The organism is Dyadobacter sp. HNCC25DJ187 (assembly GCF_056895255.1).
The window spans coordinates 13,699-27,118 of sequence record NZ_JBXHAT010000006.1 but is presented as its reverse complement, the minus strand read 5'-3'; the positions used below and the strand labels follow the sequence as shown (position 1 = coordinate 27,118).

Below are 13,420 nucleotides of genomic sequence, written 5' to 3'. Positions count from 1 at the left end.
TGATAGTAAGTGGGAAGTCTTAATTTAAAGCCATGGTTCATAAAAGATTAGCTTATCCTCTGATTGTATTGGTTGCAGGTTTGTTGCTCGCTGCAGTCAGATATACCGATGAAGATTTTACCAAAATAATTACTGGCCAACTTCAAAAATATCGTTCCGTTTACCCTCAGGAAAAAGCATATCTGCATCTGGATAAACCCTACTATTCAGTAGGTGATACCCTTTGGTTTAAAAGTTATCTGGTAGAAGGTGCTATGCATCAGTCGGATAGCGCATCAACCCTCCTTTATGTAGATATGATAGAACAAAGTACAGGCAAAAATGTTGCTTTGAAACGTGTGCAACTGGACGGCGGTACGGGCCATGGAGATATTGTGCTGGCATCCCCCTTGCCAGCAGGTGCTTATGTAGTAAGAGCTTATACGAATTGGATGCGCAATTTCTCAGAAGATTATTTCTTTCAGAGAAACATTTTCATTTTTGATCAGAATGCCACTATTCCACCCTCCGCACCGGAAGGGTTGGATATGCAGTTTTTTCCGGAAGGTGGGCAGCTTTTGACCGGGATTATCGGACGGGTTGGCTTTAAGGCAACAAGCGCTGACGGTTTAGGTACTGAGGTAAACGGCTTCATCGCTGACGAAAAAAACGATACTGTAGTTTCCTTCAAAAGCATGCATCTCGGCTTGGGTAATTTTCAGTTTACACCCGAAAAGGGCGTGAAATATACAGCATATATCAAAAAGGAGAATGGTGATCTGAAGACATTCCCACTTCCCGCAGCTATGGAACAGGGCTATTCACTCATGGTTGATAATGTATCCAATCCAAAGACAATGCGTATTCTGATATACCATAATTTTCAGGACGGAAAAGAACGGAATGTGCACATTGTAGGGCATTCACGTGGCGTTGTCACCTTTGTAGCCCGAGGGAAAGTGAGTAGCCGAAATCTGAGGATGAATCTTGATAAAAAGGATTTACCGGAAGGTATCACACACCTCACGCTTTTTGACGATCAGAACAGGCCGGTCTGCGAAAGACTTGTTTTTATTGATCATGGCAACCGGCTCAGGGTAGTGGTTACTCCTGACAAAAAGGTCTATAAACCAAGAGGAAAAACCGAATTATCTGTGATGGTTACTGATACATCGGGCAAGCCGGTTGAAGTAAGCCTTTCTGTTTCTGTGACGGATGCCGGACAGATAGCCATGCAGCCTTACGACCAGGATATCAGCTCTTATTTATTACTTACATCTGATCTGAAAGGGACAATAGAGCAACCCGGATACTACTTCGATCCTTCCAAAACGGAACGGAGATCAGCTATAGACCATTTGATGATGACTCAGGGATGGCGTAGGTTTCTATGGCAGGACGTGATGAAGGATTCTCTGGCCCGGCCCCGGCGATTGATAGAGCAAGGAATTACATTGTCTGGTACAGTAAAGCGTGGGAACCGTCCTGTAACGGAGAAAGTACTTTTCTCTCTTTATCTGCAGAATGATAGTGTCAAAACCATGCTTTCAGGTGAAACGGCGGAGAATGGCTTTTTTGCAATTCAGGATATGGTATTTACTGATTCGCTCAGTGCCCGTTTACAGGGAATGAATAGAAGAGGTAATCAGAACCTGACATTCGTGGCGTATATTTTTCAACCTCCGGTATTTACAGTTGTGAAAGTGCCTTATTACCCTGTAACTGTGGAGGCGGAGCAGTTGCAGGCCTATCTCAAACGAGCAGAAGAGTATAAAGAAATCATCAGGACAATCAGAGCCAACCGTGAAAAGTTGCTGAATGAAGTGACAGTTAAGGCCAAGAGGGAATCGCAGCGGGATACAAGAAAATTATACAGCAATGCGGATGCGTCTATCAAAATGACGCCGCAGCTGGCTTCTTCGGCTTTCAGCATATTGGATGTGCTTGCCGGGCGTGTTGCCGGAGTGCAAGTACTAGGTACAGGAATGAATGCCACAGTTTCGATCAGAGGTAGTCGTGGAGAACCACAATTTATACTGGACGGAATGCCGGTTGAAAAAGATATGCTTACATCCATTAATATTAATGATGTGGAATCCATTGATGTACTTAAAGGGCCTTCTGCGGCCATTTATGGCAGTCGTGGTGGAAATGGTGTGATAGCGGTTTATACTAAAAGAGGCGATTCTAATTATGACTATTCCAATGATGTAGTGCCGGGTGTTCTGGTGACCAAAATCGCAGGTTATAATACGCCAAGAGATTTTTATATGCCTAAATATGATCAGTCCCGACAAGAAGACGCTCGTCCTGATTACAGATCCACCGTATTTTGGGCTCCGATGATCAGGACTGATAAAGATGGTAAAGCAAAATTGACTTATTACAATAGTGATGCAGTGTCTGCCATGGATATCCGCACCGAAGTGCTCAGCGGAGATGGGAGAAGCGGTGTGTCCCGACAGACCTATTCTGTGCAATAGCAGTTATCAAAACAAGAATAGGGCAACTTTGTCGTTACTATTCTTGTTTATACCAGCATATCTCCTGACAAAAAGAACAAAAAACAATAACTTTGCTTTTTACCACCAAACGCCCGGTTTGGCTCGCAATCAGATGGGCATCATGACAAGATATGAGGACCAGACCCTTTAATATATTCTTCCTGATCGGCTTTGTGCTGATCATTCATGCTGGACATATAGCGAGCGCACAGAACAAAACTGGCGGTGAACAAGCTCAGCCTGATTCACTGAGTGTACCGGATCAGCATCTGAAAGATGAATCTCTGGCTATTGAAGGGATGAAATTTCTAATGAGAGACGAACCTGCCAAAGCACTTCCGATTTTTGAAAAATTAATTGAAAAAACGCCTGGTAAAGCGGCCGGTCATTATATGCTGGCTCGTGCTCTTGTAAAGCTCGAAAGAGCAGATGAGGCAATTGTTGCTTCACGTAAGGCCTACGATCTGGATAAAAACAATATTTTCTATGCGCAACAACTCGGTGAGCTATTAGCCAAGGGAAGAAAATATGCCGAAGCAGTCCAGATCTACCAGGCACTCGTGGCTAAAAGTCCGGATAATATACAGTATGGAATAGAGCTTGCTGCGATTTATGTGTTTAATGACCAGTATGACAAAGCCATCGTAACCTATGATAACCTTGAAAAATCAATAGGAGTTACGGAAGAAATCACACATCAGAAACAACAGCTTTATTTACGCCAGAACAAATTAGATAAAGCACTGGGCGAAGCTCAAAAACTAATTACTGCGGAGCCCGGAGAAGTTGCCTATCGGATTGAGCTTGCTGAGATGCTCATTGCCAATGACCGTACCAATGAGGCTATTTTGCCATTGGAAGAGGCACTGAAGATCAATCCGGACGAAGCTCAGGCACATGTGTTGCTGGCGGATATCTATCGCAGGAACGGGGATATTGAAAAATGTAACAGGGAGTTAAAATTGGTATTTGCCAATCCCAATCTGGAAGCAGAGCCCAAAATACGGGTTTTGTCAGGGTACGTTAAAATGCTGAAAACGGAAGCCGAATTCCAGGATGCAGTAGTGCTGGCTAAGCAATTAGCTGATACTCACCCCAACGACTCCAAAGCGAGTATTGTGTATGCTGATCAGCTCATGCGTACAGGTAAAAAGATAGAGGCAAGAGATCTTTATGCAAAAGCAGCCCGTTTGGACGGCTCTACGTTTGAAGTTTGGGGTGCCCTTATACAACTCGATGGAGAATTAAATCAGGTAGACAGTATGTTGGTGCATTCCGAACTAGCTCTGGAAGTTTTCCCGAACCAGGGTTTATTATGGTATTCCAATGGCACGGCTCACCTGATGAAGAAGGATTACAACAAAGCCATTTCTTCGTTCGAAGAAAGTCTTAAGCTGATTACTGATAAGCCGGATATGATTCCATATATCCATGCCCAGCTGGGAGATGCATTTAACGGTTTGGGTAATCATGAAAAATCGGATGCTGCTTATGAACTTGCTCTGAAAGAAAATCCGGATAACGATCATGTACTCAACAATTACAGCTATTTTCTGTCATTGCGTAAAGAGAAGATGGATCAGGCTTTGAAAATGTCAGAAAAACTTGTGCAAATGCACGCTGACAACCCCACATACCTGGATACGCATGCCTGGGTTCTTTATATTTTAAAAGATTATAAAAAGGCCAAAACATACCTCGAAAAAGCAATATCCATAGAAAGCACACTTGTAAGCGGAACGATTGTTGAGCATTATGGAGATGTCTTGTTTAAATTAGGGGAACGTGACAATGCAGTTACCCAATGGAAAAAGGCCAAAAAGATGGGTGAAACCACTGAGCTGCTTGATAAAAAAATTGCAACTGGAGCTTTACATGAACAATAGAATAGTAATGTGGCTGATGGTCACAAGTATGATATGGCTTACGGCATGTCATAAAAGCAAGATAACAAAAAACACTTCTGCCGCTATCCGGGATTCTCTTGTGATTGCTGGTGGAGAAGCTAATAAAAAGGATGCTATAGTTGGTGAGCCAGTTGAACCTATAAAAGTGAACGAGGTAGCATTTGATTACATGACCGCCAAATCAAAAGTTTCTTTCGAGAGTAGCAAGCAGAATTTTGATAATACCAATCTCAATATCCGGATGAAAAAAGATAGCCTTATCTGGATATCTGTAACCGGTGTAGGATTTGAAGTAGCCCGTGGGCTGATAACGCCGGATTCTATTATTTTTATGGATAAATTTCATAAGCAATACTTCGTGTTTACTTATGAGCAACTGAGTAAAAGGTACAATTTTGAGCTTAATTTTGCACTTCTTCAGTCCGTAATTGTAGGTAGTCTCCTCTTCCCTGCTCTGCCTGCCGATCGTTTTACCAAACAGGAGAATTTTTATGTGATCAATCAGGATAAAGGTCGTATCGGAGTAGTCAATTATGTGGCAGAGGACAATAAAAAACTTACAAAACTTAATGCTACTGAGAATGGTACAAACAATACCTTCGCTTTAGAATATACAGATTTTCGGGCCGTTAATGATCTCCTCTTCCCTTTTACGAGTCTGGTGATGCTTCATGTAAAATCATTACAGGACGGAAAAGCATCCGATACGAAAATCACGTTGAAACACTCCAGGGTTGACATTCAGGCACAAAGTCCGGGCTTCCCGTTCAGTGTACCATCAGGCTATACCCGTAAGCTGTAAACCATATTGTATTTCAAATAATAGGGCAAAACAGTAAGTCTGCTTAACTTTGTCCGCCGGTTAGGTATTTCAGGTTGATAAAAACAATATATGCCCCTATATAAATCACACTATTGCTGTTTCATATTAGCGCTTCTGCTTTCCTGCTGTGCGGTGTCCGGTGCATTTGCACAAAAAACAAGAGAACAGCTGGAGAAGGAAAAAGCCGAAAACCAAGGTAAGATCAGAGATATACAAAATATACTTAAGCAGACCTCTTCTCAGAAAAATGTCAATCTGGGGCAATTGAGGGCGCTGAATCAGCAAATTAATACCTACCGGAAACAAATAGATCTGCTTTCAGACGATCTGGCTTTGTTGGACAAAGAATTGGCTGTGTTGCAAAAAAAGCAGCAGGAATTGGCAGCGAGTCTGGCAAAAGTTAAGGAGGAATACGGACATATGATTTACGAAGCCTCCAAGCGGAATGCCTATATGAATCAGCTTGTATTCCTGTTCTCGGCCGGAACATTCAATCAATTTGTGCTCCGATACAAGTATTTGAAACAATATACTGAAGCGCGGCAGGGGCAGGTGAAAGAAATGGAAGTGCTCGAAGATAAGTTAAGGGCTGAACGTCAAAGGATTACTTCGAAGAAAAGTCAGCAGAAGAATGTTTTGGATACTCGTGTAACGGAAAATACAAAGCTTGAAGGCTTAAAAGTGAAGCAGAACGAGGTAATCAAGGAATTATCTCAGAAAGAGGTTGAACTTCGAAAACAGATAGCTGAAAATAAGCGTGCAAACGATTTTCTGGAGGCTAATATTCGTAGGATAGCTGAGCGTGAAAGAAGAGAAAGGCTCGAACGTGAGAGAAAGGAAAGAGAAGAACGCGAAGCCAGAAGGAAGGCCGAAAGAGAGCGGATTGCCCGGGAAAATGCAGAAAGAGAAAAGAAAGGAGAAGCTGCTGTAAAAGAGGAACCTAAAGAAGAAGAACCCGTATTCTCGTCGGGTGGAATGAATGAGGAGGAATCGACACTGGCTTCGTCTTTCACTGCTTCACAGGCAAGATTACCCTGGCCGGTGAAAGGGTTCATTTCCAGTCATTTCGGCCAACGCCCCCACCCTGTACTTAAAGGTGTTATGGTTGATAACCTGGGAGTTGATATTCAAACATCAGCAGGAGATCCTGTCCGTTCGGTGTATGATGGTGTGGTACTGGATGTAACCCAGATGCCGGGAATGGGTAGCGTTGTTGCTATTCAGCATGGTAACTATATGACTATCTATGCTAAAATGAGCGGAGTGAGCGTGCGGCCCGGACAAAAGGTAAAAGCCAGGGAAGCTATAGGACGTGTGGCGACAGACAGTGACGGAACATCTGAACTGCAGTTCCAGATCTGGAAAAATACATCCAGATTGAATCCGGAAAGCTGGTTACAAAGACGTTAACAGTAAAAATCAAAGTTCACCAGAACTGTATAATTGAAATAGTATGTCTGTACATAAGGCTGATATCAAGCGTGTTACCACTCACGTCATTCAGGAAATGAAGACAAGGGGCGAGAAAATTTCCTGTCTGACTGCCTATGACTATTCCATGGCAGGAATCGTCGACGCCGCAGGTGTTGAGCTTATTTTAGTAGGCGATTCGGCTTCTAATGTAATGGCAGGACATGAGACTACCCTGCCCATCACGATTGATCAGATGATCTATCACGCGCAATCCGTAGTAAGAGCTGTGAAGCGCGCGCTGGTAGTTGTAGATTTGCCTTTCGGATCCTATCAGGGAAATTCGCGTGAAGCTTTGAGTTCTGCAATCAGAATTATGAAAGAATCAGGTGCTCATGCTGTGAAACTGGAAGGGGGATTAGAAATCAAAGATTCTATTACTCGTATATTAAGTGCAGGGGTTCCTGTAATGGGTCATTTGGGGCTCACACCGCAATCAATTTATAAATTTGGGACTTACTCCGTTAGAGCTAAAGAAGAGGCTGAGGCGGAGAAATTAATGGAAGATGCCAAAATGCTTGAGGAAGTAGGTTGTTTCTCAGTAGTATTGGAGAAAATACCATCCAAACTGACCAAGATGGTGTCGGAAAGTATCGCTATTCCTACGGTGGGCATTGGAGCTGGTCCGGACGCAGATGGACAAATATTGGTGCTACATGATTTATTGGGCATCAATAAGGCATTTAAGCCCAGATTCCTGAGAAGATACGCAGAACTGAATGACATCATGCTTGATGCAATCGGAAATTATATCAAGGATGTCAAAAATAACTCCTTTCCAAATATGGGAGAATCTTATTGACCTTTTAAAAAGTATTAAACTAATAATATGGCCAGAAGACCATTTCAAATTATATATGAAGACAATCATTTGATTATTGTCAATAAAGAACCAGGCATTCTGGTTCAGGGTGACTCTACAGGTGATAAATGTCTGCTTGATATGGTCAAAGACTATATCAAGGAAGAATACGACAAACCAGGTGCCGTATTTTTAGGTACGGTACATCGTTTGGACCGTCCGGTAAGCGGACTTGTCGTGTTTGCAAAAACATCCAAGGCGCTGGAACGTATGAATGAAATCTTCCGCAAAAGAGATGTTCAGAAAACATACTGGGCTGTGGTGAAAAATAAACCTGCTGTAAAAAAAGGAAGGCTTGTACACTGGTTGTCCAAGGATGAAAGAAGAAATGTAACCACAGCACATGATTATGAGGTTCCTGGTTCTCAAAAAGCTGAATTATCATATCGTTGGCTGGGTGAGATCAATAAATTTCATCTGATAGAAGTATCACCTATAACCGGCCGGCCACATCAGATCCGTGTGCAGTTGGCATCTATGGGTTGCCCTATACGTGGTGATGTGAAATATGGATCTCCGAAAGGAAATCCGGACGGCAGCATCAATTTGCACGCAAGAAGATTATTTTTTGAACATCCTGTAAAAAAGGAGCCGGTGATATGCAGAGCAGGCTTACCGAACGACCCTTTCTGGGAAGAATTTTTGACACTGGATAACGAAGAAGTAAAACCGGAACATCTGGGTTTCTTCTACGAATAAAATTTATCATGATAGAAAAACTCAAACAGCGGTGGAATGTAAAAAATGGCTGGGATGTGCTTATCATCCTACTCGTTTTCGCTTGTACGGGTTTTTCTATTCTTTATATTAAGCGCGCTTTCTTTGAGTTGATCGGCCTCACCAACGAATCACCATCCTGGCTACGGTGGACTGTCAACATCATCATTATTTTGCCTCTCTATCAGGTTGTATTGTTATGCTGGGGCTGGATATGGGGCAAGTTTTCTTTCTTCTGGCAGTTCGAAAAAAGGATGTTTTCCCGCATCGGAAGCTGGTTTGGGATGGGTAAATCCAAAGCCTGATCACGCACTACTTTTTCTCCCTTTTCCTATTCAGTTTCCAGGCTGAAAATCCAAGATAAACCATACTTCCGCGTGCTCCTGTTTTCCTGATCAGACCATTGATATTACTAAATCCCAGAAACATCGGTCCGAAATGAGCGATTGCACCGATGGACGGCTTTTTATTACCCTCTATAAACGAAATCGGGAAAGCAAAGTCAGAATCTTCGTCTTCAAAACGCGGTGTTATCGTGAAAGAATTGGGCTGATACATATCTAATAGCTGATCATTTCGATACTTGTATCTTTTCGTTTGTGCCAGGTTGATAAAAAAGCCTTTCACAAGCTGAATATCGGCTTCCAGGTTTAAGGCGCCCGGCAGCCGGACAGTTCTGTTTAAGGTGGTATCCTGTGTATAGGGAAGAAGTTCCATCAATCCTTCAGGACCGCGGTCACTGATTGTTTCCATGGCCGATTGGTTCATCAGGTACTCAGGTACACTTCCTGAAATGACTTTACTATTATTTGTTTTATAACGTATACTACCTACGTCAGTTAAAGAAGCAGCCAGGCGTAAAATATATTTGGGATTTTCGTCAAATTTTTCTGCGGTATTTTTCCAGAAAGCCCCCAGTTCATAGGTAAAACCAAGATCATATGCCCATCCATTGGCATATTTATCGGAATTGAAAAGATTACCGATACTCATCCTTTGGTTGACATGACTATATCCACTCTCATAAGACATATTTGATAGGACCAATTCACTTATTTCAGGATCCGTTCCCTCAGGTCGTAGCGCATATTGACTGATATCTGCATCCAGATAAGCGACCCGTGCTCCAAATATCCGCTTCCCCGTAACACCCAGTCTTAACTTATGAGCGTCAGTATCGAGAACCAGTAGGCCATAACTAAGGCTTGCGTCGGAAAAGCTCTGCTGAACCGTATTGAAATTTCCCCAGTCTCCATCCGCAGGAAGTGCTTCTCCGGTATCAAGTCTGCGGAAATACATATTTTTAATCGGACCCGGAATGTTATTACCCGTTACAACACCTCTTGTCCTGAATTGTAATGCAATACCCTGGCGGCTATCAATAGAATACATCACTGAGGGCCAGCGAATTTCGCTTACCAGATGAAGCGGGTTTTCAGTTAGAGAGCCCATCGTCCGCGAACGACCATAGAGTTCTTTGGTAGAGTGAGGTGCAATAAGTGGATATAGCAGCGAATTTTTACCAAGAAATACAAAATAGCGATAATTAATACTGCCCCCTAATGTTCCGATGTTGACCTGCCATTTGTGTTTGGAACCACCTAGAACAGATGGATTATAAGAAGCCCGGTACAGCCCTCCGTAATTGCTATATTGCAATCCGGGAATTTGCTGGGCGTAGGATGTGAATGCAAATAACGATAATATCAGCGCGGTAATAAGTGTGTTTTTTTTCAAAATAGTGACTAGCTTTTTAAAGTCAGTTCCCCGACTGTATTATAATGTATAATCTCTTCTTCGATAAATTTCTTTAAAATACTCGATAGCAATTTTTCGGGTATGTGATCAAAAGAGAGGGCCAGTGCTCTTGGAGATACGCTGTTATTTTGTCGGATAAAATCAAGAATAGCTTGTAAATTCCCATCCTCTGCAGATTCGCCTTTCTTGTTTGAAATACATACATCACAAATGCCACAGGGATCCGCATCAAATTCATTGAAATATTCTAACAGCAGCAAAGTTCTGCATTGCCTGGTATGCGATGCATAACGTACAACTGCACCTGCCTTGTCTAAATCCCTTTTTTTCTTTTTTTCAATTTCTCTGATGTTAAGTGGAAGCAAAGAAGCATCGTATCTGGGAGTCATGTAAGTAATTTGTGGTTGATCCCGACGAGGCTCATACACCAGAATGTCTCTTTCCTGCATAAACATCAGCTTCTTGATCACTTCCTGCTGCGGGGCGAAGAAAATCTGAGCGATCTCACTTTCAGATATTTTCACATATTCTGTAAACAATTCTCCACCATACAACCGCAATATCACTTTGATAAACGAATCCATTTCACGATAGCGTATCTGGAAATCATACAATTGCCGGTTATCTACCAGAAAATGTAATTTGGACGGCTCATTGAAATTTTCTCCGAGCTGAATAAATCCTTCCTCTTCAAGCAGTTTAAGCGCATAATGTGTTTCATTTACAGGTAATCCGAATATGCCGGTAAAGTCTTTTATATCAAAGTTATAACTCACAAACTCAGACCCGCTGACAGGAATTTTGTAATAATTAGCTAATGCCTGGTATACGCGTCTGATCAGCTCGAAAGGTGGATATTTGCGTTCAACGCTATCAATTAATTCCTCAAGATCAATTCTGTTAAAAAGAGCTACGGCGTATGCTTTCTTTTCATCCCGCCCAGCTCTTCCTGCTTCCTGGTAATATGCTTCCAGATTCTCGGGTAAGTCATAATGGACGACAGAGCGGACATCCGGTTTGTCGATCCCCATACCAAAGGCATTAGTGGCAACTACAACCCGCGTCTGGTTCTGTATCCAGGCAGACTGTCGATCCCCGCGATCTTTAAAAGGCAGTCCGGCATGATAGGGCAAAGCAGGAATGCCATTGCGAACGAGGGAATCGGCCAGCTCTTTGGTTCGCTTTCTCGTTCTTACGTATACGATGGACGTTCCGGGAACATTTTTTAATATCTGGACCAGCTTCCGTTCTTTATTTTCTTCAGCAAAAGCTGAGTAGGACAGGTTAGCACGGGCGAAAGATTGTTTAAATACGCTGGCCGATTTCATTTTTAACTTATCCATGATATCAACACGAACCTCCTCGGTAGCTGTGGCAGTCAGTGCCATGACGGGTACGCCAGGCAACAGGTCCCGAAAATCAGAGATAAGCAGATAGGAGGGACGAAAATCATAGCCCCAGGCCGAAATACAATGAGCTTCATCAATAGCGAGCAGGCATATCTTCATCTGTTTCGCACGCTGAATCATTATATCAGTGCGAAGTCGTTCCGGCGAAACATATAGGAACTTGGTGTGACCATGAATACAATTATCCAGCGTGATGTCTATCTCATGCCGGTTCATGCCTGAGTGAATAGCTGCTGCTGATATATTGCGTCGTTTCAACTGCTCTACCTGATCTTTCATCAGGGCGATAAGAGGAGTGACTACGATGCATACACCTTCCATAGCCATAACCGGAACCTGAAAACAAATAGATTTGCCGCCACCTGTCGGTAATAAAACCAGCGTATCCGTCGCATTAAGTACACATCGGATAGCATCTTCCTGCAATGGCCTGAATTGATCATATCCCCAATACTGTTTAAGGATAGCGTGGAGATCAGTCATGGTTTACTCTTATTGATGAATATGGCTGTAAAGTAACAAAATTATGGTGGCTGAAAATTCTTACTGCGTGAGCCGACCCTAAAATTCGCTTGTTTTAAATTGAAAAAACTAATTTTACTTCCATGCTAATAAACTAAGCATAACCATAGTTACGTTTCTTTACAAATTATGGTTTCTTGGAAGCTATTTCCTCTATTTGACATTTATTAATTGTTGTTGTTTCATTTATGCGCACATTATTGCTGCTTGCTTTTCCTCTGTTCCTGTCAGGATGTTCGGTATCACATTATGTAAATCGCGAGATAAAAAGATCGGACATATTAAGTCAACAGCACACTGGCGTATCTGTTTTGTCAGAAAATGGTAGCAAAAGTCTGGCTGCTTATAACGACGACAAGTACTTTATTCCGGCATCAAATACCAAATTATACAGTCTTTATGCCGGATTGTCCATTCTGGGTGATTCCATTCCGGGACTTGAATACCTGGAATGGGGAGAACTGCTGTTGATAAGAGGCACAGGTGACCCTTCATTATTACATCCCGATCTGCCAAAAAGTAAGGTAATTGACTTTTTGAAATCGAGAAAAGAGCAGATTTTTTATACATCTGTTCATTTCGAAGACAAGAGATTCGGACCAGGCTGGGCATGGGACGATTACAATGGTTATTATCAGCCGGAAATATCTGCGATGCCTATTTACGGTAACATAGCCCGTTTTTCACAGAAACAAGAGCGTGAATTTTCAGTTTATCCTCATTATTGGAAACGTTTTACAAGAAAGGATACAACAACAACAGGATTCCTGAGAGATGAAGAAAGCAATTACTTTCATTATTCACAGGCGTCTGTCGAAAAACCCTTTAAACAAGACGTACCGGTACGCATGTCGGATGACCTTCTGGTAGATATGTTATCCGATGTATTGCAAAAAGAAGTAAAATCTATTAGAATACCATTGAATATTGAATTGCAGAAAGTTTACAGTATCCCTTCAGATTCGTTGTACACCCGTATGATGCATGAAAGCGATAATTTGCTGGCAGAACAGCTCATGCTACTTTATGCATCTGCTAATGGGATGCCTTTAAATACAGCAATGGCTATTGATCATGTTACAGCCAATCATCTGAATGGGATTCCGGACAAGCCTGTTTGGAAGGATGGTTCGGGTATGAGCAGATATAATCTTTTTACACCCAGATCAACCACTTGGCTGCTTCAAAAAATCAAGACAAAACTTCCTAAGGAAAGACTACATGCTATTTTTCCTGCAGGCGGGGTTTCGGGGACTGTCAAAAATCAATTTAAGGCTGATAGCCCTTTTGTTTATGCCAAAACAGGGGGAATGAGTAACGTATATAATCTCAGTGGATATTTGCTGACTAAAAAAGGAAAAACGCTGATTTTTAGTTTTATGAATAACAATTTTGTCCGGCCTGCCTCTGAAGTGAAAGCTGAGGTGGAACGTATTCTTACAGCTATTCACAATCGTTTCTAGTGGCCA

The 13,420-nt window shown here is 42.3% G+C and carries 10 protein-coding genes; 8 read left to right on the top strand and 2 right to left on the bottom strand.

The window, feature by feature from the left end:
• The first annotated feature begins 32 nt into the window (after positions 1-32).
• The 7 genes from AC1XUE_RS25340 (at position 33) to AC1XUE_RS25310 (ending at position 8,567) form a co-directional block, all read left to right on the top strand.
• Positions 33-2,462: a TonB-dependent receptor plug domain-containing protein gene (locus AC1XUE_RS25340; protein ID WP_483358791.1), complete on the top strand. Its 2,430-nt coding sequence runs from the start codon at positions 33-35 to the stop codon at positions 2,460-2,462.
• A 152-nt stretch (positions 2,463-2,614) separates the two neighbouring features.
• Positions 2,615-4,369: a tetratricopeptide repeat protein gene (locus tag AC1XUE_RS25335; RefSeq protein WP_483358790.1), complete on the top strand. Its 1,755-nt coding sequence runs from the start codon at positions 2,615-2,617 to the stop codon at positions 4,367-4,369.
• Positions 4,359-5,192, top strand: coding sequence for a lipoprotein insertase outer membrane protein LolB1 (gene lolB1 / locus AC1XUE_RS25330; protein WP_483358789.1), 834 nt, complete (start codon positions 4,359-4,361; stop codon positions 5,190-5,192). Before AC1XUE_RS25335 ends, lolB1 begins: the two co-directional genes overlap by 11 nt.
• A gap of 90 nt (positions 5,193-5,282) precedes the next feature.
• Positions 5,283-6,623, top strand: coding sequence for a murein hydrolase activator EnvC family protein (locus tag AC1XUE_RS25325; RefSeq protein WP_483358788.1), 1,341 nt, complete (start codon positions 5,283-5,285; stop codon positions 6,621-6,623).
• A gap of 43 nt (positions 6,624-6,666) precedes the next feature.
• On the top strand, positions 6,667-7,485 hold the full coding sequence (panB, locus tag AC1XUE_RS25320) for a 3-methyl-2-oxobutanoate hydroxymethyltransferase (RefSeq protein WP_483358787.1): 819 nt from the start codon (positions 6,667-6,669) through the stop codon (positions 7,483-7,485).
• A gap of 27 nt (positions 7,486-7,512) precedes the next feature.
• Positions 7,513-8,244: an RluA family pseudouridine synthase gene (locus tag AC1XUE_RS25315; RefSeq protein WP_483358786.1), complete on the top strand. Its 732-nt coding sequence runs from the start codon at positions 7,513-7,515 to the stop codon at positions 8,242-8,244.
• 8 nt (positions 8,245-8,252) lie between these two features.
• On the top strand, positions 8,253-8,567 hold the full coding sequence (locus tag AC1XUE_RS25310; RefSeq protein ID WP_483358785.1) for a DUF6787 family protein: 315 nt from the start codon (positions 8,253-8,255) through the stop codon (positions 8,565-8,567).
• A 7-nt stretch (positions 8,568-8,574) separates the two neighbouring features.
• On the opposite strand, the gene AC1XUE_RS25305 is transcribed toward AC1XUE_RS25310, so the two are convergent.
• The gene (locus tag AC1XUE_RS25305; protein WP_483358784.1) at positions 8,575-9,999 is read right to left on the bottom strand and encodes a DUF5723 family protein; all 1,425 of its coding nucleotides are present in this window, start codon (positions 9,997-9,999) and stop codon (positions 8,575-8,577) included.
• An 8-nt stretch (positions 10,000-10,007) separates the two neighbouring features.
• The gene (locus tag AC1XUE_RS25300; RefSeq protein ID WP_483358783.1) at positions 10,008-11,912 is read right to left on the bottom strand and encodes a RecQ family ATP-dependent DNA helicase; all 1,905 of its coding nucleotides are present in this window, start codon (positions 11,910-11,912) and stop codon (positions 10,008-10,010) included.
• Positions 11,913-12,139: 227 nt separating this feature from the next.
• On the opposite strand from AC1XUE_RS25300, the gene AC1XUE_RS25295 reads away from it, so the two are divergent.
• On the top strand, positions 12,140-13,414 hold the full coding sequence (locus AC1XUE_RS25295; RefSeq protein WP_483358782.1) for a D-alanyl-D-alanine carboxypeptidase/D-alanyl-D-alanine-endopeptidase: 1,275 nt from the start codon (positions 12,140-12,142) through the stop codon (positions 13,412-13,414).
• Positions 13,415-13,420 lie beyond the last annotated feature (6 nt).